General features: G+C 61.0%; 20 protein-coding genes and 1 pseudogene. 13 read left to right on the top strand and 8 right to left on the bottom strand.

Annotated elements, in window-relative coordinates:
* Nucleotides 1-385: 385 nt before the first annotated feature.
* Nucleotides 386-4,396, bottom strand: coding sequence for a CheR family methyltransferase (locus RW095_RS00140; RefSeq protein ID WP_317016663.1), 4,011 nt, complete (start codon nucleotides 4,394-4,396; stop codon nucleotides 386-388).
* On the opposite strand from RW095_RS00140, the gene RW095_RS00145 reads away from it, so the two are divergent.
* Together RW095_RS00145 and RW095_RS00150 are read left to right on the top strand one after the other, a co-directional pair.
* Nucleotides 4,355-4,519 carry a hypothetical protein gene (locus RW095_RS00145; RefSeq protein WP_317016782.1) on the top strand — a complete coding sequence of 55 codons (165 nt, stop codon included), beginning with the start codon at nucleotides 4,355-4,357 and terminating at the stop codon, nucleotides 4,517-4,519. The two genes, RW095_RS00140 and RW095_RS00145, sit on opposite strands and share 42 nt — an antisense overlap.
* Before the next feature lie 206 nt (nucleotides 4,520-4,725).
* Nucleotides 4,726-5,745 (top strand): chemotaxis protein CheB, encoded by a 1,020-nt coding sequence (locus tag RW095_RS00150; protein WP_317015739.1) that lies wholly within the window; start codon nucleotides 4,726-4,728, stop codon nucleotides 5,743-5,745.
* 93 nt (nucleotides 5,746-5,838) lie between these two features.
* Here RW095_RS00150 and RW095_RS00155 read toward each other — a convergent pair whose 3' ends face one another.
* Entirely contained in the window at nucleotides 5,839-6,438 is a 600-nt protein-coding gene (locus RW095_RS00155; RefSeq protein WP_317015740.1) for a ParB/Srx family N-terminal domain-containing protein, read from the bottom strand.
* A 126-nt stretch (nucleotides 6,439-6,564) separates the two neighbouring features.
* The gene (locus tag RW095_RS00160) at nucleotides 6,565-6,849 is read right to left on the bottom strand and encodes a DUF6566 family protein (RefSeq protein ID WP_317015741.1); all 285 of its coding nucleotides are present in this window, start codon (nucleotides 6,847-6,849) and stop codon (nucleotides 6,565-6,567) included.
* A gap of 713 nt (nucleotides 6,850-7,562) precedes the next feature.
* Here RW095_RS00160 and RW095_RS00165 point away from each other — a divergent pair.
* Both RW095_RS00165 and RW095_RS00170 read left to right on the top strand, forming a co-directional pair.
* Nucleotides 7,563-7,940, top strand: coding sequence for a DUF892 family protein (locus RW095_RS00165; RefSeq protein WP_317016664.1), 378 nt, complete (start codon nucleotides 7,563-7,565; stop codon nucleotides 7,938-7,940).
* Complete coding sequence (locus RW095_RS00170) at nucleotides 7,927-8,226, top strand: hypothetical protein (RefSeq protein ID WP_317015742.1); 300 nt, start codon at nucleotides 7,927-7,929, stop codon at nucleotides 8,224-8,226. Before RW095_RS00165 ends, RW095_RS00170 begins: the two co-directional genes overlap by 14 nt.
* Nucleotides 8,227-8,705: 479 nt before the next feature.
* Here the strand turns inward: RW095_RS00170 and RW095_RS00175 are convergent, their stop codons facing one another.
* On the bottom strand, nucleotides 8,706-9,293 hold the full coding sequence (locus tag RW095_RS00175; RefSeq protein ID WP_317015743.1) for a diguanylate cyclase: 588 nt from the start codon (nucleotides 9,291-9,293) through the stop codon (nucleotides 8,706-8,708).
* A gap of 174 nt (nucleotides 9,294-9,467) precedes the next feature.
* Here RW095_RS00175 and RW095_RS00180 point away from each other — a divergent pair, with 174 nt between their 5' ends.
* From RW095_RS00180 to RW095_RS00205, 5 genes and pseudogenes are all read left to right on the top strand, one after another.
* Nucleotides 9,468-10,523 (top strand): glycosyltransferase family 4 protein, encoded by a 1,056-nt coding sequence (locus tag RW095_RS00180; RefSeq protein ID WP_317015745.1) that lies wholly within the window; start codon nucleotides 9,468-9,470, stop codon nucleotides 10,521-10,523.
* Nucleotides 10,524-12,006: 1,483 nt separating this feature from the next.
* Nucleotides 12,007-12,348, top strand: a complete 342-nt coding sequence (locus RW095_RS00190) for a hypothetical protein (RefSeq protein ID WP_317015746.1) — start codon at nucleotides 12,007-12,009, stop codon at nucleotides 12,346-12,348.
* Nucleotides 12,349-12,350: 2 nt separating this feature from the next.
* Nucleotides 12,351-12,728: a hypothetical protein gene (locus RW095_RS00195; RefSeq protein ID WP_317015748.1), complete on the top strand. Its 378-nt coding sequence runs from the start codon at nucleotides 12,351-12,353 to the stop codon at nucleotides 12,726-12,728.
* Nucleotides 12,638-13,468 (top strand): sensor histidine kinase, encoded by an 831-nt coding sequence (locus RW095_RS00200; protein WP_317015749.1) that lies wholly within the window; start codon nucleotides 12,638-12,640, stop codon nucleotides 13,466-13,468. The genes RW095_RS00195 and RW095_RS00200 overlap by 91 nt, the downstream gene beginning before the upstream one ends.
* Nucleotides 13,465-13,977, top strand: a pseudogene (locus RW095_RS00205) (YciE/YciF ferroxidase family protein). The gene RW095_RS00200 and the pseudogene RW095_RS00205 overlap by 4 nt, the downstream one beginning before the upstream one ends.
* 288 nt (nucleotides 13,978-14,265) lie before the next feature.
* Here the strand turns inward: RW095_RS00205 and RW095_RS00210 are convergent.
* Complete coding sequence (locus RW095_RS00210; RefSeq protein ID WP_317015751.1) at nucleotides 14,266-14,568, bottom strand: hypothetical protein; 303 nt, start codon at nucleotides 14,566-14,568, stop codon at nucleotides 14,266-14,268.
* Nucleotides 14,555-15,064, bottom strand: coding sequence for a ferritin-like domain-containing protein (locus RW095_RS00215; protein ID WP_317015752.1), 510 nt, complete (start codon nucleotides 15,062-15,064; stop codon nucleotides 14,555-14,557). The genes RW095_RS00210 and RW095_RS00215 overlap by 14 nt, the downstream gene beginning before the upstream one ends.
* A gap of 453 nt (nucleotides 15,065-15,517) precedes the next feature.
* Here RW095_RS00215 and RW095_RS00220 point away from each other — a divergent pair, with 453 nt between their 5' ends.
* The 3 genes from RW095_RS00220 to RW095_RS00230 all read left to right on the top strand — a co-directional run bounded on the left by RW095_RS00220 (nucleotide 15,518) and on the right by RW095_RS00230 (nucleotide 18,889).
* Nucleotides 15,518-15,799: a DUF6723 family protein gene (locus RW095_RS00220; RefSeq protein WP_317015754.1), complete on the top strand. Its 282-nt coding sequence runs from the start codon at nucleotides 15,518-15,520 to the stop codon at nucleotides 15,797-15,799.
* Nucleotides 15,800-16,789: 990 nt separating this feature from the next.
* Nucleotides 16,790-17,620, top strand: a complete 831-nt coding sequence (locus RW095_RS00225) for an alpha/beta fold hydrolase (RefSeq protein WP_317016665.1) — start codon at nucleotides 16,790-16,792, stop codon at nucleotides 17,618-17,620.
* Between the two features lie 348 nt (nucleotides 17,621-17,968).
* Nucleotides 17,969-18,889: a hypothetical protein gene (locus tag RW095_RS00230; RefSeq protein ID WP_317015755.1), complete on the top strand. Its 921-nt coding sequence runs from the start codon at nucleotides 17,969-17,971 to the stop codon at nucleotides 18,887-18,889.
* 218 nt (nucleotides 18,890-19,107) lie between these two features.
* On the opposite strand, the gene RW095_RS00240 is transcribed toward RW095_RS00230, so the two are convergent.
* Nucleotides 19,108-20,322: a sensor histidine kinase gene (locus RW095_RS00240; protein ID WP_449406530.1), complete on the bottom strand. Its 1,215-nt coding sequence runs from the start codon at nucleotides 20,320-20,322 to the stop codon at nucleotides 19,108-19,110.
* Nucleotides 20,323-20,888: 566 nt separating this feature from the next.
* Here RW095_RS00240 and RW095_RS00245 point away from each other — a divergent pair.
* Nucleotides 20,889-21,398 (top strand): ferritin-like domain-containing protein, encoded by a 510-nt coding sequence (locus tag RW095_RS00245; RefSeq protein ID WP_317015756.1) that lies wholly within the window; start codon nucleotides 20,889-20,891, stop codon nucleotides 21,396-21,398.
* Between the two features lie 436 nt (nucleotides 21,399-21,834).
* Here the strand turns inward: RW095_RS00245 and RW095_RS00250 are convergent, their stop codons facing one another.
* Nucleotides 21,835-23,070, bottom strand: a complete 1,236-nt coding sequence (locus RW095_RS00250) for a DUF2252 family protein (protein ID WP_317015758.1) — start codon at nucleotides 23,068-23,070, stop codon at nucleotides 21,835-21,837.
* Nucleotides 23,071-23,378: the final 308 nt, after the last annotated feature.

The raw sequence follows: 23,378 nt of genomic DNA on the forward strand, positions 1-23,378 counted from the left end.
CAGGTGGTGGTCCCCACATCGTGACCGGGGATCCGTTGCTGCGCCATAGGACTTTCACTCACTGGCTGGGCCGTACGGCGATCAGCTCTGCGCTCACCTGACCCAAGGCCAACAAGACGTTAAAGGCTCTCACCCATATGTAGGCGGACAGTCATAAACGTTGGTCGAACGCCATTAATTGGCCCGGACTCCGCCCGACGCCGCCGCACGCATGGACTCCGAAACCGCGCGTCACGCAGAGGACCGTAGCTGCGCCGTGCTGCCGTTCCCCTCCGGCGGCCCAGATGGCCCTTTTGTACTAATCAACGGTCATCCGGTGTGCCGCACGCCAGGTCAGCGTACGTGCAATCGACTCCAGACAACGCCCTGTCGTGGTACCCAGCTGCTATGGCTGCTGCATGGTCGCTCCGATGACACGCAGTAGCGCACTCAAGGTTACCGGTTTGCCCAGATGCGCATCGAACCCGGCACGCAACGCCCGCGCAGCATCCTGATCTCGCCCGAACCCCGTCAACGCTATGGCAGGAACTTTGGCCATATTCGGCCGCTTGCGCAGTGCCTCGATCAGGTCATACCCGCTCATGCCAGGCATGGCGATGTCCGACAGAATCAGATCGAACTGGCGATCCCCGGCCACAGCAAGTGCCTTTTGCGCACTGGACTCGACGGTGACATGGGCGCCCTCGATTTCAAGCAGCGCACTGAACGCCTGAAGGCCCTCGATCGAGTCGTCGACCAGCAGGACCCTTAGCCCCTTGAGGATGCTGGCGTCGGCGACACCCGCCGACTTTGAGCGCATGGCAAAAGGAGAATGCTTTGGTAACCATAACCGGAAACAGGCTCCCCGACCGATCCCGGCCGAATCCCCTTCAATCCTCCCGCCATGCATTTCCGCCAGTTGCTTCGTAAGCGACAGGCCAATTCCGAGTCCGCCGCTGTCCCGCTTGACGCTCCCGTCCGCCTGACTGAACATGTCAAAGACCTTGGGCAGGAACTCCGGCGCAATGCCCTTGCCCGAGTCTTTCACTTCAATGCAGGCAAAGCGATCATCTTCGAATAGAGCAACCCTGACACTGCCCCTGCGGGGGGTGAATTTCAGCGCGTTGCGAAGAAGATTCCATAGCATTTGTTCGACCCGCACGGAATCAGCCTGAATGACAAGTGCGGTGTCGGTCCCTGATGTACTCAACGCGATGCCGCTATTTTCCGCATCCGTAGCGCAAGCTTCCGTGACGGAGCGAATCGCGGCCGCCAGATCGACGTCGGCGAAGTTCAGGGCGAGCTTTCCCGTGCGCACCCTGGACAGGTCGAGAAGATCGTCGATGATCTTTGCCTGGCTGATCACCGAGCGCTGGATGGCCTCCGCCGCATCCCGGACCAGAGGTATATTCCTTGCATCGGGCGCACGACTGAGCAGCTCGGCCTTCACATGGATGAGGTTTAGCGGATTCTTGAGTTCATGTGACAGTACGGCAAAGAACTCGTCCTTCTGGCGATTGATGGATTCGGCCTGGGCACGCGTCGCTCGCTCCAGTTCAAGTTGCATCTGCTGTTGACTCTCCACGCTCTTCCTGTCGGTCATGTCACGGACGATCTTGGCCAATCCGCTGAAGCCTTCGCTGGCGATTGTCGTCATGACGCCGCTGCAGTAGATCCGCCGGCCATCTTTGCGTTGATGCCACCGTTCATCCTCCGCACGACCAATCGCCTTAGCGGTCTCCCGTTCCCGCAGGGGCACATTTTGCGCGCGATCCTCCGGCGTGAAGATCAGATCGACGGGCTTGCCGAGCACCTCCTGTTCGTCATAACCAAACACGCGCTGTCCACCCTTGTTCCAGCTCACGATCCTGCCGTCCATATCCTGTACGATAATCGCATAGTCGTTGGTAGCGAGTGCGGCGAGCTTGAGGCGTTCCTCTCCCTGGCGAACCTCCTGCTGGGCCAGGCGCCGCTCCGTGATGTCAATCAGCGTCAGCACCGCGCCATCGATGCGGTCTTCGGCGGTACGGTAAGGCAGCAGCCGGACCAGATACCATTCGCCGCTCGTCGTGCTGACCTCGCGCTGAGTGATCTGCAGACTTTGAAAAGTAGCGCTCGCGTCGGCGGCCAGCTCCGGATAGACGAGGCGATGCGTCAGGTCGAACAGCGAACGACCGATGTCCGTTTCGATCAGGTTAAACAATCCGACAGCGGCTGCCGTAAATCGCTTGATGCGCATCTCGCTGTCGACAAAAATCGTGGCGATGCCCGTCGAGGCAATGAGATTTTGCAAATCGTCGTTAGCCTTTGCCGTTTCCTCGACCTTGGCCTGAAGTGCGCTATTGACGGTGATGAGCTCCTCGTTGACCGACTGGAGCTCTTCCTTGCTGGTTTCGAGTTCCTCCGTCGCAGAGCGCATCTCTTCGTTGATGGCCTGCAGTTCCTCGTTCGAAGCCTTCAGCTCCTCGTTCGACGCATTGGATTGCTCAATACTCAGTTGCAGCAGTTCCTTGGTGCGGTGCAATTCGCCCTCGAGATGTGCGACGAGCGGATTGTGGTCCGGGTTATTCTGCACTCCTTCGTCCGGGCGAGTCGTCTCATCGACTTCATCAAAAAAAATCGTGTAGAAATCAGCCGGGTTGGTTGCGTCGTTGAACGGACGAACCGTCATGTTCACATAGGAATGAGTGGCGCCGTGCGAGAACCGCACGCGCTCTGCGTCGACGCTCCTGCCGTTTTGCAGCGCCTGAAAGAGCGCGGTGCGTAGCTCGAGGCCGAGATCGGGATTTATGAGCGTGAGCAGATTGTGCGAGGGCTCACCACCGACGTATCGCAGGAATCGCCCGACGTCGTCGGACATGTGCAGGATCTCGGCGTTGCGATCGACCAGCACGCTCGGCGGTGCGTACCGTTCGATGGCCTGCTGATGAAGGCTCGTGAAAGTCAGGCCTGCCGAGTCGCGCATGGGCGCCGGCGCGAGCAGGCGCGGCGCGGCGGCCTGATTGCCGGTCACAGCGGGCGACGAAATTGACGGGACCTTCGTGGGCAGTATCCTCGCCCGATATATCCGGTTCTTCTTGTCGACAGTGCTGAAAAGGTCGTCCGCGATGTCCGCCGACTCGGAGCTGCCCAGGAACAGCAGGCCACCCGGCTCAAGCGCAAAATGGAACGTTTCGAGCACCTGACGCTGCACGCTCCGGTCGAGATAGATCAGCAGGTTGCGGCACGAGACCAGATGGAGATGCGAGAAAGGCGGATCGCGCAGCACGTTGTGAGGCGCGAACAGAACGCCTTCGCGCAGCGCCTTGTTGATCACATATCGGCCGCGCCCGAGCGTAAAGAAACGCCGCAGGCGTGAAGGCGGGATGTCCGTCAGAACCGACTCCGGGTAGCTGCCAGTGCGCGCGACTTCTATCGCCTGCTGGTCGAGGTCCGTTGCGAAGATCTGCAGCTTCGGTAACTCGGCGCCCTCCGCCGTGCGCTCGCTGAACAGCATGGCGAGCGAGTAGGCCTCTTCACCCGTTGAGCATCCGGCGACCCACACGCGAACGGAATCAGCCTCCGCCTTGTTCGCGATGATGGCCGGCACGACTTCGCGCTCAACGGCTTCGAACGCCTCACGGTCGCGAAAGAAGTTCGTCACGCCGATCAGCATGTCGCGAAGCAGCGCGCCTGTTTCGTCTGGATGCGTTTCGACAAAGCGCTGATAGGCAGGCAGGTCAGGCAGGCTGTTGACCTGCAAACGGCGCTCGATCCGTCTCAATACGGTTGCGCGCTTGTAGTGCTGGAAGTCGTGGCCGGTGCGGACGCGCAACGCCTTCAGGATTCGTTGAAGCGCGTGCTCTGCCGAAACGGCTTCGTGTTCTGCCTCGTCCCCTGACGTCCTCGCTGGCTCGACGTCGACGGACGGAAGACTTATCGAACGGGCGTTCTCACTTAACTCGATCAGCTTTTGCGGCATGTCGACAACGGGCAGCACAATGTCGACCTGCCCGGTTGCCATGGCGTTGGCCGGCATCTCTGCGTACTCGGCATCCTCCGGTGACTGCGCCAGCGTGATCCCGCCGCATTCCTTGATGCGACCGATGCCGACTGTGCCGTCGCTGCCCGACCCTGACAGAACGACGCTGATCGCACGCTCACCGTGTGCTTCAGCGAGGCTGCGAAAAAACAGGTCGATCGCGACGGGCCCGCCGCGTCCCCGTGCGGCTGGCGTCACAGACAGATAGCCATCGGTCATCGACAGTGCAGTCGCCGGAGAAATCAGATAAACGTGGTTTTTCTCGATGGGCGTGGCCTCGGTCACCTGCATGACCGGCATCCGGGTGACGCGCTGCAGCACGTTGTCGGCCTGGCTTTCGTGCGAAGGCGAAAGATGAAGGACAATCACGAATGCCATGCCCGGGTCGCGCGGCATGTTCTCAAAAAACCGGATCAAGGCCTGGATGCCGCCGGCCGATGCACCGATCCCGACAATCGGAAAGTCGAGTGCAGAAGCGTCGCGAAGCGCTGCGGGCTGGTCGCCCGCAGCATGATCTGATTTTTCCATTTGACGGACACAGCGAAGATAGGATCAGTTAGTTTACGCCGATATGCGGCAGCAAGGGCTCGGACGTTTCTTCTCGTCAAGCGGTTCAGGTTCGCGCCAAAGCCATACGCAGAGATCCCTGCAGGCCGCAACACGCCGCGCGGCCAGCCGAACGGCACAGGCTCGGCGCTTGCTGCTATTCCTGCGGAGGACCATATATGGACCAAAGGATCAACGCACGACGCGTCATTGTCGTGGCGGCGTCACTGGGCGGGCTTGAGGCACTGAAAACGATCGTCCGAACGTTGCCTGCCGGTTTTCCCGCGAGCATGTTCATCGTCATGCACGTCGGCGCGTGGCCGAGCGAGCTTCCCAGGCTCCTTGCAGCAGCGAGCCGTCTACCGGTCAGGCACGCCTCGGACGGTGAACCAATAAGCGCTGGGACCGTATACGTTGCCCCGCCTGACCGGCACATGCTGCTTGCCGACGACCGGATCATTCTGTCGACGGCGCCAAAGGAGAACTTCACGCGTCCCGCCGCTGATCCGCTCTTCCGTTCAGCCGCGGTCAACTATGGCGACCGCGCCATCGGCGTCGTCCTCACCGGGAACCTGGATGACGGCGCAGCGGGACTGAAGGCAATCCATGCCTGCGGCGGCTATGCGATCATCCAGGATCCGTCGACCTGTGTTGCTCCCGACATGCCAAAAGCCGCTCTTAAGGCTGTTTCACCGGACGTCGTGGCTGCGATCGAGGACATAGGGCCGTCGATCGTCAGAGCGTTGACAGACCGCTTACCCAAAGGCTTTGACATGGACGAAAGGGGGCGCGCAGCGCTGGAGCTGAAAATCGCCGAGACCGGTCAGTCCTCTCCCGACGACCTGGAACGACTCGGTCAACGAACGAGCCTGACCTGTCCAGACTGCGGCGGGGTTGTCTGGCGTATCGGCGCGGGGTATCCACTGAGGTATCGTTGCCATACCGGCCACGCATTTTCTGCCATGTCGCTGGAGGCGGAGCAACGCTCAGGCGCAGAGAACGCACTATGGTCTGCGGTTCGACGCCTGGAAGAAAAGCTGCTGCTGGTGCAGGAGCAGCTGTCGCTCGCTGAGGCAACAAACAGCGCGGACGCGTCGGCGTTTTGCGCCGAACTCGCCCCTTTGGAAGCTGCCGTCGAGGCGGTCAGGCGATTGGCGATCGAGTCGGCAGCTACAATGCCCGATCAAGGCATTGGCTAACGCAATGGCAGCAGCCAATCTGTTGGTACCGGGCCGGTCGGCGGGAGGTGGGCGCCCACCGCTGGCAATCCTTCGTCCGGCGTACCGCCCGCATCAGCCGCATCCGTTTCCGATATATCCTGGCAATTTGCGGGCAGCGCGGCTTCGTGCGATCTCGATGGACTGTAACAAAGCCAGGGAAAACGCTCCAGGTCCTGCACCCGCAATCGGTACGCATGCCCCGAGGAAGTCAGACCACACAAAACTGCCGTAAGCACTGTGGGGCTTTCTATAGGCGCCCGCCCTGCGGGCAAATGCCGCAAGGCTATGATACGGATCGTCGGACATGCCGGCGATGGTCGAGGGGAGTTCGCTGATTCCACAACGCCTTCCCTTTCGGTCGAACGGGTGCACCCAGCCATTTTCTTTCATTTTGGCCCTGAACTTTCGGTGTCTCAGGCACTGCAGATCTGCGACAACGGTAACAGGCGCATCGCGATATCCCAGGTCATGCCACGCACGCGCCCAATGATGATGGTCGACGATGTACGGTTCTTTGCCGGGCCCGAGGACAACATGGATCGCGTGGTCCCTCATGAAGGGCTCAAGCCTGGACCCGGCATGACGTGCTGTGATCAGCGCCTTTGCCTCGACATAATCCAGCCCCACTGTGATCTGCGTCGGCCTCAGAATCGAAAGCGGCAGGCGGTCCATGTTTCACCCAATATAGTCATCGTTATGAGCGGTCGACTTCTCCCCGCCCGAGAAAGTCACGAAGGGGACCCGATCGCGACGTTGACCATGCAAGTACGAAATAAAGCGAACCGGTTGGCCACCTGCTCAACGACGGTCATTCAACAGCGCGTCACCGATCTCGGACACGGGTATCTCTCGCTGGTCGATCAGGCGCCTGGCCCACGCAAGCGCCTCGCGCATGGCCTCTTCCCTGGTCGGCTGCGCCAGATCGGGCCGCTCGCGGTTCAGGCTGATCGATCTTCCTCGCAGAGTCACGGCCACGCAGGGAACCCATTGGCCGGACGGACTTCTTTGTGCCGTTGATGAAATGGCGTATCCGCGATATTCGGTTTCCTGAAAGCCCAGGTCCGTAGGTGTTGAATCTTCCATAGCTACGCCTCCGTGACTGGTCGTGCAGCCGACCGGCATACCTGCGAGGCGAGCAAGCCCCGTACCCCGCAATGCGGGCACCCGCGACCACAGTGATCACATCCACTCCCAACGGTCCGCTTTCCAGGGCAAGCCATCGCCTGAACGTCACGACTGCTGGCAAATGCGAATGACGGGTCATGCCACGCCGAACGAAGTCGGACGCTGAGCGGTGTTGTGATTCACTATTCGTCCATGCGCCTAAGGCAGGTGTCAAGCCTCAGCTGTCAGTCGAACTAACGAACTAACGAACTAACGAACTAACGTAGGTCTGACGACTGCGCCAGGTATAACGACCTTTTGATCTGCCGTTGCCGCTGGCTCGACGATCGGCCCGAGCCAATCAGGTTCTTTTTTAACGACCGAATGGTGTGATCGCCCCGCTTGGGCACTTCACCTCAATTAGACAGTACTGCTCATGCAGGCACTTTGGGCAGTACCGGCACATGGGGACTGGTACAACGTTTGCGCGCGCCATTGCAGCACTGGTGTCGGGCCAGGGCGCGCCTGCTGCACGTTCAATGCGGTGGAGAGCTCAGAATGGCAAACCCCAGCGAACATCTCGTGGACTGGCTGCGCGACGCGTATGCGATGGAAAAACAGGCGGAAAAGCATGCTTAAGACGCAGTCTTCCCGACTTGAGAGCTATCCTGAACTACGTCAGCGCATCGACGATGCACCTTCAGGAAACACCAGGACGGCAGCTCCTGCTCCAAGGCTGCCTGGATCGCTTCGGTAGCAGTCCCTCTGCGATGAGAGATCTGACCGGTCGCATTGCGGCGTTTGGGCAAGCCGTCGGAGGTATGAGGATGACTGATGAAGTCGTCAAGGGCGCAATGAGCGGATACGTCTTCGAGCAGACCGAAGTGGCATCGTACACGGCGCAGATTGCCGCCGCGCAGGCGGTCGGCGATGAAGAAACGGTGCGTTGCTGTGAACGGATCTTGCCGCAGGAAATTGAGATGGGTCAATGGCGGATCGAGAACCTCCCCCACATCGTCACCGCCTACCTGTCGCGGTCGGCGGATGGCCGCGACGATGGGAAACGATAGTGACATCGCCGACGAGCCGGTCGTGATTCGGCTTGCGCTGGTCTCGCTTAACCGGTCGGGGATTGTTGAGGCCGAAGCGGTGATTGGGCAGACGAGAGGTGTATCGGTTCTCGACGTAGAATGCCCTCGCGAGCTGTCGCATTTCAGCACGCTGTCCGCGACGTCGTCACGCGTGGTTTCGCGTCTGGCTTACCGTCTCGCCGGGATTGGCGCAATCGTCGAGGTCAGGGTGCAGCGGCTCAAGGGTCTAGCTGGCCCGCCGGGTCATGAGACAGGCGATGGTTAGCGCAGGCGCCACCGGGGATGTCATCTGGCCCGAGCAGGTGAACCCAACGCGATTTTGGGGCCGGTGCGTCGGCGGCTCCCGCGCACCGGCTTGCGCGCCTCGAGGAGTGCGGCCCGCCGACAGTGGGCCTTTTTTTTGCCCAGCATCCCCGGCAGTCGGGGCCAAGTCCCTTATCGCAGCTGGCGGTGGAGAAAAATTAGATGAACGCAAAAGGCGTCGCCGTGTGGACTTCTAGCACAGACGGCGCTGAAAAATGATCGGTTCGGCCAGATTGCATCCTGCAAGGGGCGATTGCATCCCCAGCGTTGCTGGCGTGCTGCATCGCTTCGGCATGCGAAGACAAGTCTTCGTGATGTTGCGCGGAACCCTGTGCGGATCAATCTGCAGACGGGCGCATTGAGTGCACTCGGTCGTATCCGGTTGCCAAGCGCGCGAACTGGATTGATCGCACAGTTCGACGGTTCGAACGAAACTGAACTTCAAGACGAGCTGCGGCCGCTCGCCTTCGCCGATGCAAGACCACGTCGGCGCGCGTGTAATCCGCGCCACAGCTCTTCAACGTAAGGCAGCAGTTCGAAAACCAGAATCAACGCGAACAGCGTGGCGATATAGGCAACGGGCAGCGACTCACTTTTCGCCGTTACGTCGAACCGCGCCGGTTCTGCGCCGAAGCTCAACAGTGCGAGAAACTGCGACCAGTGTCGGGAAACCACAAGCAGTATGGCCATGAGCGGCACGAGTTCGAGGAAGCTGTGAATGTGCTGTTCAAGCGGCGTCACCTTGCGTCCGCCTGCCGCGTAGGTGACATCCCAGAGCGCGGTGGCTTCGTGCAGAAAAAACGCGGCGAACATCAACAGGATGATACCCGCGTTGATCTCCAGAAAGATCGCGGCGAGGAGCGGCAGTCCCACCTCGGCGAACATCAGCAGATGGATGACGGATTCCTTTGCGCCGGTCGTCGCTTCGATATTGGTCGCGCGATGGCACAACCAGTCCGCGAAACCCGCAGCGAGCCATAACGGCAAGACGAAGTACATCAGAATCGTCAGGGTTGCATCAGTCGACATGTCCGCCTCTCGAACCGCAACGCCTCACACGCGTTCGCCGCACTGCTTAACCCGAGGCAGCATGGCGCATGCCGCGCCCGCTGCGCAGCGCGTTCGCCGCATGCAGCCCGCGTAAAAATCAGCGCGGGCATGCCGAATGCAGTAGCCTCGTGACTCGCTATGACCCGTGACAACATGCGCATTGCTCAAATTTCGACGCTTTATGAAAGCGTTCCACCGCGCCGCTATGGCGGCATCGAGCGCGTCGTGTCCTGGCTAACCGAGGAGCTGGTCTCGATGGGCCACGAGGTTACGCTGTTCGCCAGCGCGGATTCCCATACACGCGCCAACCTGGTGCCGGGCGCGGCTTGCGCGGTGCGGCTCGTTGAGGACACCGCCGATCCTCAGGCGTTTCACTTCGCGATGCTCGAAGACGTCGTGCGGGCATCTGAACGCTTCGACATCGTGCACTTTCATACTGACTACATGGGCTTTCCGTACACGCGCCGGCTGACTGCCGCGCATGTCACGACGCTGCACTGGCGTCTCGACATTCCGGGTCTGGAACCGCTTTACCGTCGTTTTGGCGACGTGCCGCTTGTCTCGGTCTCGGATGCGCAGCGCGCGCCGCTGCCGTGGGCCGCCTGGGCCGGCAACGTGCCGCATGGCATGCCCGCCACGCTGTTTCCCTTTCATGAGCATGCGGGTGGCCATGTGGCGTTCCTCGGGAGAATCGCGCCGACGAAGGGGCCGGACGCCGCCATTCGAATTGCGCGGCGTGCCAAAGTGCCACTGAAAATCGCTGCGAAGATCGATGAAGCCGACCGGTCTTACTTCGAGCGGGAAGTGGCGCCGCTCATTGAAGCGCCTTTCGCCGATTTTGAAGGTGAACTCGACGACGCCGGCAAGCAGCGTCTACTCGGCAGCGCCCGCGCGCTGCTCTTTCCCATCAACTGGCCAGAGCCGTTCGGCATCGTGATGATCGAAGCGCTCGCGTGTGGCACGCCCGTCATCGCATTCTCGCGCGGCTCGGTACCGGAGATCGTCGAGCATGGCGTGAACGGCTTCATCGTGCGCGACGAAGACGAAGCCGTCGATGCCATCGCGCGTCTTTCAGAGATCGACCGACGTGCGTGTCGCGACAGCTTCGAGCGCCGCTTCACCGCGAAGCGCATGGCGCGCGCTTACGTCGAGATATACGAGCGGCTGATCCGCGAACGGGCCGCTCGACGTTCATTTGCGGAAGCGTGAATGAACGTGGTCCAGGCAAGCGATTCCAACGGCACACGCTCACGGACGCTAGTTGGTTAACCCCTGCAGAGCGATGACCGGATACCCAGACGTCGTCAGGTAACGCCCCGTGTATTGCTGGAGAAGATGCGTGCGCTGCGGCGTTTGCGCTTCGTCCCTGTCCGGCGCGGTCGATCCGTCGGCGACAGCACGTCTCGGTGAGCACCTTGCAGAACGCTTTGCGCCGGCGCCTGGACCAATTCGCCCGAGCTTGCGATCCGGGACTGCGCGGCAATATGACTACGTCCGGTCGTGTTGTCTGACGAGTCATGCACTTATGCATTAGGGGCATAAATGATTGGGGAAAATCTGAACGCCCTGTTTGCCTTTGCAACGGCGCACGAGAGCGGAATTCCACTCGGGGCGCGGCTCCGTTCGGCGTGTCTCAGCCCGCCCATTTTCGCCTTCCCACTCGAGAATCCTTGATGTCCTGATCTCTGCGCAAAGGCAATCAGGGGGTGCAAGTTGGCGTCGACGGGCAACTCGTATTTAGCTCGACGTATCAAATGCTCGATGCCGCTGTGGGAAGATTCAGGCTGCCTATTTGCCGAAGGATCTCACGGAGGAGCACGTACGCGCCGGACGGCTGGTCGGGATGTTTGAGAGCTGGTTCGAACCTATGTTGGATATCACTTTTACTAGGCGAGTCCCCGTCGGACGTCAACGGCTGCGTCGCTAGTCATCGCCGCGCTGAAACAGTCATACTGATAGACGTCGCTTCGCTTTCACACACAAGACGCTCGACCGTACCGGAATTTGCCGAAGACAGACCGGTGTCCGCTCGAATGACACTGAGTCGGGTCCGCCACGTAGATTTTTGATGCACACATCGACGCGGCACGGAGAACGCAAACTGTCCAAACGTTTCGCACAAGGTTGGGCCGGATGAGGGGGCGAGCGCGCATTCCCGATCCTGAGTTCGATCACACCGAATGTCGTCGCTGAGGCGTTCGCGTCAGCAACGCCCGAGCTGCCAGCGATTGGCGTCACGTGGGCCATACGCTGACCGGCAACCACCGTGGGCTGGTGGTCAATGCCCGAGTGAGCTGTGCTCACGGACATGCCGACCGGGAAGCGGCCAAGGTCATGACCAACGATGCCCCGCGACGACGCGTTACTGACGGTTCGGGCGAGACTATCCCGTGATTCCCTGCGCGTTGCCCGGGTCTGGCATCTGAGCGACAAGCACATCCCGGATCACTGGCGCCCGGTCCAGCAGGAGCCAGGCCGGCGCAGCGGTGGCCCGGGCGGGTGCCGGTCACCCTTGTGTAGACGGACGCTGACCTGACGGGCGCACTGGCGCGATTCTGGCAGGCCCTTGCGTTTGGCCCGTCCTCGGATCCTGGACAAACTCTCCTCAATCGCCCGGCTCAGAGCGCGCGATTCCCTGCCGCTGCGCATTGTGCACCGTCGGCACCGCTCATGCTGGTACGTCCCATGCTCCATGTCGCGCACGGAAGGTTTTCATTCATGCGGCCATACGGCGCTGGACGAAAGCGAGGTGCGCCGCCACCAGGTCACCGGCGACGAATTCGACGGCTATGCGCAGAAAGGCCAGCCGCCGGTCCTGCTGCTCGCGCTGGTTCGGATCCGCAACCTGGACTTGCGCAGTGCCGGAATTGAGGTATCGGGTTCGCGCGTACAATCGCGACGGCAATGCGGATTGTTCACGAGACCCGGTCTACCGCGCCGGGCGGGGCGCCGGTCGGTGTTCCACCTTCATCTCCCGGGCGGCTTTGCCATGCACGTTCACGACAGCAGCACTCAACTTATCTGTTGGAGATAGCGATGGGCCTTGCCGACTTCATCGAAGCTGAGCTTCGCGGCCTGATCGACGACTGGACGGACTATGCGCGCGTGCTCAGCCAGGACGGCAGTCAGCTAAGGGAGAGCCAGTTGCGCAATTCGGCGGCGGATATCCTGATGGCGGTCGCGGCGAACATGCGTAAGGCGCAAAGCCCGGCGCAGCAGGAAACCAGGTCGCGCGGCGACAAAGATGCTCCACACTCCACTTTCAACCATGTCGCGCATGAGCAGCGGATGATCGCCTGTCCCACGGCTTCAGCATCAACGATGTGGTTGCGGAATTCCGTGCGCTGCGCGCCACAGTGCTGCGCCGCTGGCAGGAAACGTCACCCGGCGGCGCCGCAGCGTTCCAGGAGATGATCCGGTTCAATGAGGCGATCGACCAGGTGCTCGCTGAATCGGTACGGCATTACGCCTGGCGGACCGAGCGTATCCGCGACCTGTTTGCCGGCGTGCTGGCCCACGACCTGCGCTCTCCGCTGGGCGCGATCCTGAACTCCGGGGAAGTGCTGCTGCATGACGATAATCTGTCGCCCGCCGGCGTGAAGGCGGTGGCCTTCGTCCAGCGAGGCGCGATACGGATGAAGCAGATGATCGACGACCTGCTTATTTTCACACGCACGCGCCTTGGTGACGCACTGCCAGTCAGCTTCTCACCGCAAGACATGGGGCGCATCTGCAACGACGCGATAGACGAAGTGCGCGCTTCATTTCCCGATGCGCAGATCGAACTGCGCCTGGCAGGCGAACTCAGGGGCAGGTGGGACGGCAGCCGGCTCGGGCAACTGGTGGTCAACCTGCTGACGAACGCGATTCGCTACGGTTCGGGGCGTGTTGTCGTGGAAGCGGGTGCTCAGGACGGACAGATGACACTTGTCGTCTCCAACGAGGGCAACCCGATCCCGGAGCATGCCTTGGCCACGCTGTTCGATCCGCTGACGCGCGCGCGCACACCCAACCGGAGCGGGAGGGCCGCGGGCATGGGCCTGGGCCTGTACATCTGTCGCTGCATTGCGTGCGCGCATCAGGGAACAATAGGTGTGACCTCGTCCGAAAGCGGAACCCGCTTTACCGTGCGCCTGCCGTATTCGCCAGGATAAATGCACGACTAAAAACCGTCGACGATTTTCCCATTCACGTGTTTTCCGACATCTACAGCGCGGAGAAACAGCTGATGAAAGCGCTGGCCAAACCTGCCCGCGCCGCGTCGGATCCGACACTCAGCGAAGCACTCAAGACTCACCTTGAAGAAACCCAGGGACAGGTAGAACGGATCGGCCAGCTGGGTGGAGTCCCGCGGCATCCGCCTGAAAAGAATGAAGTGCGTTGCGATGGAAGGGCTGATCGAGGAAGGACAGTAACTGATCGACGAGATTGAAAAGGGACCCGTACTGGACGCGGGCGTCGTTGCGGCAGCGCAGAAGGTCGAGCACTATGAAATCGCCGCATACGGCAGCCTTTGCGCAATCGGGAAGCAGCTGCGCTTCGCCGTTGGGTGGTTCTGCTCAGTAAGACGCTCGAGGAAGAGAACTCGACGGACCTGGAGCTGATTGAATTCGCCGAAAACCAGGCAACGTCAAAGCGAAGAAAGCATAACGCGGACGCGTGACAACGTGTGTCCGGGCCCCCTTATCGCGTACCGAAGCACAAACTTTTGTTGGAGCGCCTCGCACCAGCGCAAAAAAACGGCCCGCCATGAGGCGCGTTAACCGGTGGGTGGGAGCCGCCGACGCACCGTTCCAGATCACGATAAAATTCAGGCCAGCAGGAATATCTCTCCAATGACAACCGACTCATCTGCGTGTACACCGGTCAGACGGACACTGTGCCGTCTCAGACCCTTCGGCACAGAAACAAACCTGCTGCGGCCGTCCCTCCCATTCCCCGGGGTTCTGCGCTACGCATCGCCTGTTTTGCGTCCGGGTTCGCCGGGCAGATTGGCTCCGCACCGCTGCACCCTGACTTCGACAATTGCCCCGATCTCTGCGAGGCGGTAAGCCAGACGTGAAACTGCGCCTGACGAAGGTGCCGACAGCGTGCTGCACTGGGACAGGTCCCCGAGATGCTCCACCTTGAGCACCACTACATCTCCCGTCGAGCCGATCATTGCTTCCGCTTCGAGGCTTCCGGCGCGGGTAAGCGAAACCAGCGTCAGCCGGACCACGACCGGCTCATTTGCGATGTCGTTACCGTTTTGCATCGTCGCGGGCGTCTGCTGGTCGGGACATGTAGGCGCTGACAATATCGGGAAGGTGCTCCAGCAGCCATCGCCCCATCTCGATTTCCTGAAGCAGGATCTGCTCACAGATCTTCCTGGTTTCGAGGTCACCCACAGCTTGCGCCGCAGCGATCAACGCAGTGTAGGCGGCGATCTCCGTGTGTTCGAACATGTATTCACTCATCGCGCCTTTTACCACCTCGTCGGTCATGGTCATCCCGCTGACAGCCTGACCGAAGGCCACCATCTCGCCTGCCATGCCCTTGATCAGCGACGGACTGGTGCCAAGGCGCGTCAGGCAGGCCCCGAGTAAGGCCTGCTGACCAAGGCTTTCCTGCAGATGCTGCTCAATGCGCATGCGTACGTCGGAGTAGTCCTCCAGACGGGACGCCTGCGCCCTAAGCATTGCTTCGGCCTGCTTTTCCATCGCATACGCGTCGCGCAGCCAGTCCACGAGATGTTCACCGGGGTTTGCCATGTGCGACCTTCCACGACCGCAATGACGTGCGGCCCGCGCGCTCCGGCTGGTACCGGTGCCGCTACGTTGCGCGCAACGCCCGTTCCTGTGCTCCTCCGGATAAACTGGTAGGTGGGCGCACGCATCAGAACGTTCCATGTGAACTCAGCTCTGTATAGAGCCGCCCCCATGGCCCGGAGGAGGGGGCGCCTGTCGACCTTACGAAGCGCCTGCTGGCCAGAAAAGAAACCGTCGCTGCGTCGCAGGGTTTCGCAACGCCGCTACAAACCGTGAAGTGAAGAAGGTCTGCCGGGTGTCCTGTTACGGGTTTGCTACTGGTTCCACGGGTTATTCCGAGAGCCTACGCCATCACATCAATTTGCATTCACGATGCCACGCAGACAGTTCAGCAACGCAACAGACTGGTGCTGGCCTGGCGGACGCAAGCAGTCGCATCTAAGGAGACGACATACCATGGTAAGGCCACGTCTTCAATTTCCGGTTGCCGCCGGGACCACGAACGGCATCGCCGATCCTGGCTCCGGCTACCGCATTTATCCCGGCTATCAGCGCACTCCGGCCGGGGAGTACGTTGGTACCCTTAAGGTCGTCAGATTGAGAGACAGCAAGCTGCTTTACCCATTCGATGGCGTAGCGCAGATAGGACCTTACAGCACTGGCAGCGAGGCGCGCCAGGCAGCCGAGCGTGCCGGGGCCGCTGTCGTGCTGGCCGACACCAGGAACCCCGAACCGTAAGGCGGGGGCATACCGGGCAAGCCCCGGAAGCGCACGGTCCAATGCGCGTCTTCCGCAGCAACCCGTTCACGCCACAGCGAGAAATCTGCGATCCGCCCGCGCAAAACAGATTGTGCGCGCCTTGCCCTCTGTTATTTCGGCGTTCTGAAACCCCTTCAGATTCAGGGCGGGCCGCTTTAATCAGGTAGCCTTGAGAGCGCCAGCGACATTGTGGAGGACGGCACGAAACCGTAAGTGACAGCGAGCTCCTGCACTGCTGTTATGTGAATTGCCTTCACAATGCGCAGTAACCCGTTCTTTAGTCCGGATACGGTACTGTACGTGCTGCCTTCAGACGACGCGAGAGCGGTACGGAGCTTGCTTCATATCAACGAGCGGTCCGCCCGGCGGCTCTGCTGGAGAGCGATATGGAAGACCCGCAATACACAAACGAGCCGTCTCTGGAAGCCGATTACCGCGGATACGTCATTTCATCAACGGCACGGACAAACGCATCTGGCGCATGTGCCGCGCGTCGAGGTAACGCTGCGCGGACGGCCCATCAGCTTGAGCCCGGTTATCCGGCCGCCCGTCAACCGGCATGGTCGATTCGATGCTTCGGCTGCCCTGATGCCAGGTCGCGGCATAGTCGTTGCGCGGAAGGCAGGGACCCGATCCTGGAAGTGCTAATCCTCGGGGACCAGGTCATCGAGCACTTACAGGCTGCGGCAGCGGGCTGATCCTCTCCTGAAGCGGATCGGCTTCCGCCGGTGGCCACTACTGGAGAAGTCATGGGCCGCTCTTTCAAAAAAATTCCCGTACCCCGCAAAACCATTGGAACTCTCGCGGCTGTTGCAACCGCCGCCGTCGGCGCACTGTGGGTTCGACATCGTGCCCGCAAAGCCGAACGCGAATCCGCCAGCCGGCCGTTTTGTCAAAGTCGACGGTGTGCCGCTTCATTACATCGAAAAGGGCGAAGGGCCCGCCGTTGTGCTTCTGCATGGAAACGCTGTGCTGCTGCAAGACTTTATCGCCAGCGGGTTGATCGACCGGCTAGCCCAGCGGCACCGCGTGATCGCGTTTGACCGCCCCGGCTTCGGATTCAGCGGGCGGCCACGCGACCGGCTGTGGACCGCGCAGGCCCAAGCCGCAGTGATACAGCAGGCGCTCACGCAGCTCGGCGTAAAGCAACCGGTCGTACTCGGACATTCCTGGGGCACTATGGTCGCACTGAACATGGCGGTCGGCGACGCCGCAGACCTGCGCGGCCTCGTGCTGATTTCCGGTTATTACTATGCGACCGCCCGCGCTGATGTAGCGCTAGCTGCGCCGGCAGCGCTTCCCATCCTCGGTGACGTCATGCGGTACACGGTTTCGCCGGTGAGCGGCCGCCTCCTGTTCAAGCGCACGGTGCAAGCAATGTTCGCCCCGGCGCCCATTCCATATGGCTTTTTCAAATCTGTCGCTCGTGAGATGGTGCTCCGTCCAGTGCAGATCAGGGCGGAGGCCGAGGATGCCGCGTTCATGATCCCGGCTGCCGCACAGTTAAGTGCCCGTTATTCGGACCTCAAGATGCCGGTAAGCATCTTTGCGGGGGCGGATGACAAGATCATTGCCCCCCAAGCAAACTCGGTCCGACTGCATCGGGCGATCGCTCAAAGCACGCTCCTCATAGCGCCCGGGGCGGGCCACATGGTGCACTATGCGATCCCCGCTGAAATCGCCGATGCGATTGAACGCATGAGCGCAGGGTCGGATGCCATACCGAGCGATAGCGGTGCCGCCGCCGACGAGACGTCGGGGACAGCTGAAAAGCTCCCGGTCACGCCGGCGCAGGCATAGGTCGCAATCGCGCTCGTTCAGGATATTCTTTCTTCCTGCTTCTAATTGACGAACGAGGCGAGACGAGGCGGGGTGGGGCGGGCCAAAAGCGGGTAAGACGTTGGTGTAGCCAGTAACAGGCAGAGGCGAACGCTGATACGACCGGCAACGGGAAAGCTGGACTGAACCGCACCGGATTTGGACTGACCCCCAAGAGTTGGACACGAACTTTGAGGTTCCGCGAGGGCGGGGCACGGTTACTGCTCAGGTCTAAGACCAGCTATCGACAGAAAAAAATGTCATCATCACGGGGGCCCGCGAGAACGCATGCGTTTGTTCCGGGGCGGACTAGTCGCGGGGGGCAGCGCGATGCAAGCTGTCAACGTTGCGGAAACCGGATTTGACATCGGTTGGGATTTCGCTCGATTCGGCCGTGGATTGGACCGCGCGTCCAGCGAGCGAAGTGTACTTGCTGGATACCGTGCGGGACGTGAGCATTTTCGAGTTCCGCAGCATGTTCCCGGTCGCTTCGTGTCGAAATGGTTGCAACTTCGTCTGAACGCATTTCGGCGCCGCCGCATTCTCGACCAGGAAGTCACTCCTGCCTACCTAAAAAGGATCGACTGCGCGATGTGTCCTATCACATTGATCGCCATGACACATGCTGCCTTGGCCGAAAGTGACTGGTCGGTCGATAGGATCAACAATGATGGCGCCTATGCGCCCGGCAACCTTATGGTGATGTGCGTCAAAGCGAATCGGGCCAAGGGAGCGAAGGGCTTCACAGAGGTCGTTGAACTGGCGTCGGGAAGCGCGGAGGGCGCGGTGCTCGGTCTTTCGAAGCGTGAGTGGGCACGCCTTGCCTGCGTGATGGTCGGCGCGGCGAACATGACCGGGCCTAGGCCCCTTCTCCCGCTTCTTACCCGGCTCCCCGAGGACTCCCGCGCGCCGCTGTTCTTCGTTTTCCAGCAGATGCTCCTGCTTTCGGCGCGTTTAGCGAGAGAGCGCAATCGGGTTATGAAGGTCTTGTGCCGATTGCACCCCTCGAGCGAGCGGTCCGCTCTTTTGAGATGCGCAATGGAAAGGCTGGCAGTGAATTTGAGAGATGCCGCTTACCCCTACGACGCATTGTCCGACGAAGGCGTCCAGCGTCCGATGAGGAGCTGGTTCACGACTGTCCCAGCAGACAGCGTCCCCGGATTGCTCCAACTGTGCTCCCAATACGGCGCCGGGCGTTGCGAATCTGCGCCTCCAGCTGCATGGGCGTTAGAAACGAGCGGCCGCTTTTAATGCATTTTCCCAGGAAACGCGCGGACCCGTCACTCCAACCGGGCCACTTGGCAAGCTTTACTCGCGTGTTCGAGTTCGCGCGGCCGAACTGGCATCGCAAGCTGGCGCCGGCAAGTCGCCCGGTGCCGCGTTCATTTAGAACGTCGCAGCGCCCGGAGAAACTTTGACGTTAGTCCGCGAGGAAGCATTTGTGCCACAGCGGAGGTACGAGCGTCACTTTATTGACGTGGCCGCGCTAATAAGGACTGAACGAACGAGCGTTTTAAAAGAAGCTCTCCTCCTCTGCGGCATCGACAACATCGTACGGGGGTCGGCATCATGCTGGCGAACACGGCAGGCACACGGTGAAGCAGGTTCCGCTTCGGGACGAGGTAACGCCGATTGTTCCCTGATGCGCGCGGGCAATGGAGCGGCAGATGTACAGGCCCAGGCCCACCTGCAGCGGTCCCGCTTCGGTTGGGCATGCGCGCGCGTGTCAGCGGGTCGAACAGCGTGGATAGGGCCTGCTCCGGGATGGGGTCGCCCTCGTTGGACACCGCGAGCGTGATCTGTCCATCGAAAGCGCCGGCTTCGACGACAACAGTTTCGGATCCGTAGCGAACCGCATTCGTCACCAGATTGACCACCAGTTGCCCGAGCCGGCTGCCGTCCCATCTGCCTCGGAGTTCGCCCTTAAGGCGCAGTTCAATCTGCGCGTTGGGAAATGAAGCGCGCACTTCGTCGATCGCATCGTTGCAGACTCGCCCCATGTCCTGCGGTGTGAAGCTGACTGGCAGTGCGTCACCTAGGCGCGTGCGTGTAAAAATGAGCAGATCGTCGATCATCTGCTTCATCCGCATCGCGCCCCGCTGGACGAAGGCCACCGCCTTCACGCCGGCCGGAGACAGATTGTCGTCATGCAGCAGCACCTCACCCGAGTTCAGAATCGCGCCCAGCGGAGAGCGCAGGTCGTGGGCCAGCACCCCTGCAAACAGGTCACGGATACGCTCGGTGCGCCATGCATAGTGCCGTACCGATTCGGCCAGCACCTGATCGATCGCCTCCTTGAAACGGATCATCTCCTGGAACGCAGTGGCCCCGCTCGGTGACGTCTTTTGCCAGCGACGCAACACTGTAGCGCGCAGCGCACGGAATTCGGAAACCACATCGTTGATGTTGAAACCGTGGGACAGGCGATCGTCAGCATGCCGATGCGCGACATCGCTGAAAGCCGAGTGTTCAGTATCCTTCTCGCCGCGCGATTTGGTCTGTTGCTGCGCCGGGATTTGCGCCTCACGCATATCCGCCGCAACCGACATCAGGATGTCCGCCGCCGAATTGCGCAGCTTGCGCCGCGTGAGCTGACTATCCTCCTGGGTGAACGCAAGCGCACAGTCGGCCCAGTCCTCGATCGGGCCGCGAAGGTCAGCTTCGATAAAGTCGGAAAGGCCCATTGCTATCTCCAATAAGCTTATAGCGCCGGCCGCCGCAGTAGACTGGACCGCGTGAACACACGCTGCATTTTTCCGTCAATTCTACGCACCAGCCTGATATCTCAATTGCTGCATTGCGCCAGCTCAGGCTGCAAGGATCCGGACCAGCACGAGTAATTGGGCCGGCGGCCACCCTTTCTGCGCATAGCCGTCGAATTCGTCGCCCATAACCTGGTGGCGGCGCACCTCGGTTTCGCCCAGTGCCGTATGAGCGATGATTACAACCTGGCCGGTACATGGGTCTTGGCGCAGTGCATGAGTGCGTCACGGAAGGCGACGCACGCGGTAACGTACGTTTTACAGGGAAAGTGTAATCAGTGGTTGACCCCGTGGCACTCCGCCAGGCCGACGGGCGCCTTTTCCGAATACCGCGACGCTTCGCGCACAGCCATATTTGCGATAAGCATTCTCATACGCTTGCCTACCGGGCTGCCGTAGGTAGGCAGGAACGGCCGTTGCGCGCTTTTCGGAAGCGCTGGCCGGAGCCAGAGCGCGCAGGCCGCGCGATGCGGTTGTGAGAGGTCCCCATGGCAAACCCCAAGGCACATCTCATGGACTGGTTGCGCGACGCGTATGCGCTGGAAAAGCAGGCCGAGACAATGCTCGAGGCTCAGGCGTCGCGTCTGGAAAACTGCCCCGATGTCCACGCACGTATTGAGCAGCATCTGCAAGAAACGTTGGAGCAGCAGGCATTGCTTGAGCATTGCCTGACGCGCCTTGGCACCGGCCCATCGCTGATCAAGGGCATGACGGGCGAGATAGTTGCCTTCGGTCACGCGGTCGGCGGAATGACCATGAGCGATGAGGTTGTGAAAGGCGCGATGAGGGGATTTGTGTTCGAACACACTGAAGTCGCCGCGTATACTGCGCTGATCGCTGCGGCGCACGCCGCGGGCGACGATGAAACCAGGAGGATCTGTGAGCAGATCCTTCCTCGGGAAGTCGAGATGGGGCGGTGGCTGCTGGAGCGCCTTCCGGATACTGTCGCCGCCTATGTGTCGCGGTCTGCTGAGGGCCGCGACGATGCGAAACGGTAAGGACGTCTTGAGTGAGCCCGTCGTGGTGCGGCTGACACTGGTTTCGCTTACCCCCTCTGGGATCGTCCAGGCGGAAGCACTCATCAGATCGACGGACGGATTAGCCGTTCTCGAGGTGGAGGTTGGAGCGACCTGTCGCAAACGAGCAGACTATCGGCGCCTTCGTCAGGCGCAGTGTCAGCTCTGGGAGCAAACTGCGGATGGCCGATGAAGTGGGTCGCCACCCGAAGATCTTACTCGGGCTGAGCTTGAATCAGCGCGATGGGAACGGTGCGCGGCGGCTCCCTCGCACCGGTTAGCGCCCCTCAAGGCGTGCGGCCTGCCTTCGGCAGGCCATTTTTTTCCGGGCATGCTGGTGATTCGGGAAAAGTTCGAGAGTCCGTTGCAACGAGAACGTCGGCAACTGGCAAGCGCGTTGTTGCTCCTGGTTTCCCGCTTACGACAACGGTCTCTTAAGGGCATAGCGCCGGCAATGTTCGAGATATTCTGCTTCGTGCTTCACCAGCAATTCCACGATGCTCTGCCACAGCCACGATGGCGCATCGGAAGATTTTTGCCGGCGCATTCGCAGTTGCGCGAGCCACGCTTTGCGAGTGCCTGCATCCATCTGTCGCGCGTGCGCCTGACCGATAACAATGGCGAGAAAATGTGCTGATCGGACGGCGTCTAACTCGGAAAGCCGTTCTGCCGCGAACTTCAGATCCTGAGGCATTAGCTCGCGCACGACCACGGCGCAGCCGTCAAGCCGCGCCGGCATCATGCGGTCGCCGAGTGAGGGCGTTAAGTGCCGCGCACCTTCAACCACCCGTCTTTCATTGTCACGAGGCATATGATGCCTGGTAGCTATCGGCGCCATGGCCTCAACCGCTTCCTTGATGTCGATAAGGCATGGCGGGCCGCCAGCAGAACAGGCGCCGCCGACGTCAAGCAGCACCGCAAAGCGGCGCCGGCCGAGAGAACTACACCCCTTCACCCAGTACGCACTGTCGAGGACACGTATCGCAGGTTCTGCGTTCAGCTTCTTACTCAGCACGGTGCGAATGAGCGTTGGACTTTCGGACTCCAGCAATGCCAGGATGGCCAGCTTCTCGTTGTCTGACAATGGCCAGAAGCGCTTACCGAGCGGGATAAAGGGTTTGACATGGTCGATGTTCTGCCGTGCGAGCTGACGCCGCGAGCGGTGCAGCGCTTCTTCCATGGCGATCCTCACGACTTTCGGCCGATGTGTGCGACTTGTCTCGTCACTGCGCGAGTCGTCGAACGCCTGTTCGTACCCGTCGAGCAATGCGCCCGCTATGTGGCTGGTGATTACCCCTGGCAAATCGGAACTGCGCGCGGCAGTCGCCAATGACAAGCCCAGACGGAGCAGGTCGTGCACCGGGTTGCCGATCACGGTCTGATCGAGGTCGCGGACATGGACGGCAACCTCGCCGTCGGCATCCGCGACTGGTCCCAGGTTGCCGACGTGGCAGTCACCGCAGATCCATACAGGCGGCCCGTCCGGCAGCGTCCCTGCGGAGCGGCTTTCCACCCATGCATAAAAGTGGGCGGCAGTGCCCCGTTCATACGCGTGTGGCGAGCGCGCCATTTTCTGTCTCTGGATCTCCGCGAGCACGGGCTGCCTCTGGCTAGGCGCTGGGCAGCGCGGGGATCTGGCTGATCTCTTTGTCACTGCGTCCTCCTCCTACAACGAACAGCCTGGCGTGGAGGATGAAGCTTGAATCGTGCCAACGCATCACTAGCCCGCGGGAGAATCGCCAGCGTACCTGCAACGGACGGGCGACAATCTGTCGTTAGTCCGAGCCGTCCCGTCGGAGACCGACCATCAAAAGCGCTGTCGGCATCGGTCGTCCTGGACCGATGGCGCCCGCAGCGCTTTTATCTGGTATGTAACTGTCAACGAGGGTCGACGATTAGGACCGCTGACATAGGCGCATCTGCAATAACGAGTACACCGGTGATCCAGTCAACGGGATTTCG

Source organism: Paraburkholderia kirstenboschensis (assembly GCF_032806925.1).
GTDB lineage: Bacteria > Pseudomonadota > Gammaproteobacteria > Burkholderiales > Burkholderiaceae > Paraburkholderia > Paraburkholderia kirstenboschensis.

Coding starts and splice junctions, on each gene's coding strand:
- RW095_RS00145 (WP_317016782.1), top strand. CDS start 4,355: ATGAAGGACAATCACGAATGCCATGCCCGGGTCGCGCGGCATGTTCTC.
- RW095_RS00140 (WP_317016663.1), bottom strand. CDS start 4,396: ATGCCGCGCGACCCGGGCATGGCATTCGTGATTGTCCTTCATCTTTCG.
- RW095_RS00150 (WP_317015739.1), top strand. CDS start 4,726: ATGGACCAAAGGATCAACGCACGACGCGTCATTGTCGTGGCGGCGTCA.
- RW095_RS00155 (WP_317015740.1), bottom strand. CDS start 6,438: ATGGACCGCCTGCCGCTTTCGATTCTGAGGCCGACGCAGATCACAGTG.
- RW095_RS00160 (WP_317015741.1), bottom strand. CDS start 6,849: ATGGAAGATTCAACACCTACGGACCTGGGCTTTCAGGAAACCGAATAT.
- RW095_RS00165 (WP_317016664.1), top strand. CDS start 7,563: ATGCACCTTCAGGAAACACCAGGACGGCAGCTCCTGCTCCAAGGCTGC.
- RW095_RS00170 (WP_317015742.1), top strand. CDS start 7,927: ATGGGAAACGATAGTGACATCGCCGACGAGCCGGTCGTGATTCGGCTT.
- RW095_RS00175 (WP_317015743.1), bottom strand. CDS start 9,293: ATGTCGACTGATGCAACCCTGACGATTCTGATGTACTTCGTCTTGCCG.
- RW095_RS00180 (WP_317015745.1), top strand. CDS start 9,468: ATGCGCATTGCTCAAATTTCGACGCTTTATGAAAGCGTTCCACCGCGC.
- RW095_RS00190 (WP_317015746.1), top strand. CDS start 12,007: ATGTCGCGCACGGAAGGTTTTCATTCATGCGGCCATACGGCGCTGGAC.
- RW095_RS00195 (WP_317015748.1), top strand. CDS start 12,351: ATGGGCCTTGCCGACTTCATCGAAGCTGAGCTTCGCGGCCTGATCGAC.
- RW095_RS00210 (WP_317015751.1), bottom strand. CDS start 14,568: ATGCAAAACGGTAACGACATCGCAAATGAGCCGGTCGTGGTCCGGCTG.
- RW095_RS00215 (WP_317015752.1), bottom strand. CDS start 15,064: ATGGCAAACCCCGGTGAACATCTCGTGGACTGGCTGCGCGACGCGTAT.
- RW095_RS00220 (WP_317015754.1), top strand. CDS start 15,518: ATGGTAAGGCCACGTCTTCAATTTCCGGTTGCCGCCGGGACCACGAAC.
- RW095_RS00230 (WP_317015755.1), top strand. CDS start 17,969: ATGCAAGCTGTCAACGTTGCGGAAACCGGATTTGACATCGGTTGGGAT.
- RW095_RS00240 (WP_449406530.1), bottom strand. CDS start 20,322: ATGGGCCTTTCCGACTTTATCGAAGCTGACCTTCGCGGCCCGATCGAG.
- RW095_RS00245 (WP_317015756.1), top strand. CDS start 20,889: ATGGCAAACCCCAAGGCACATCTCATGGACTGGTTGCGCGACGCGTAT.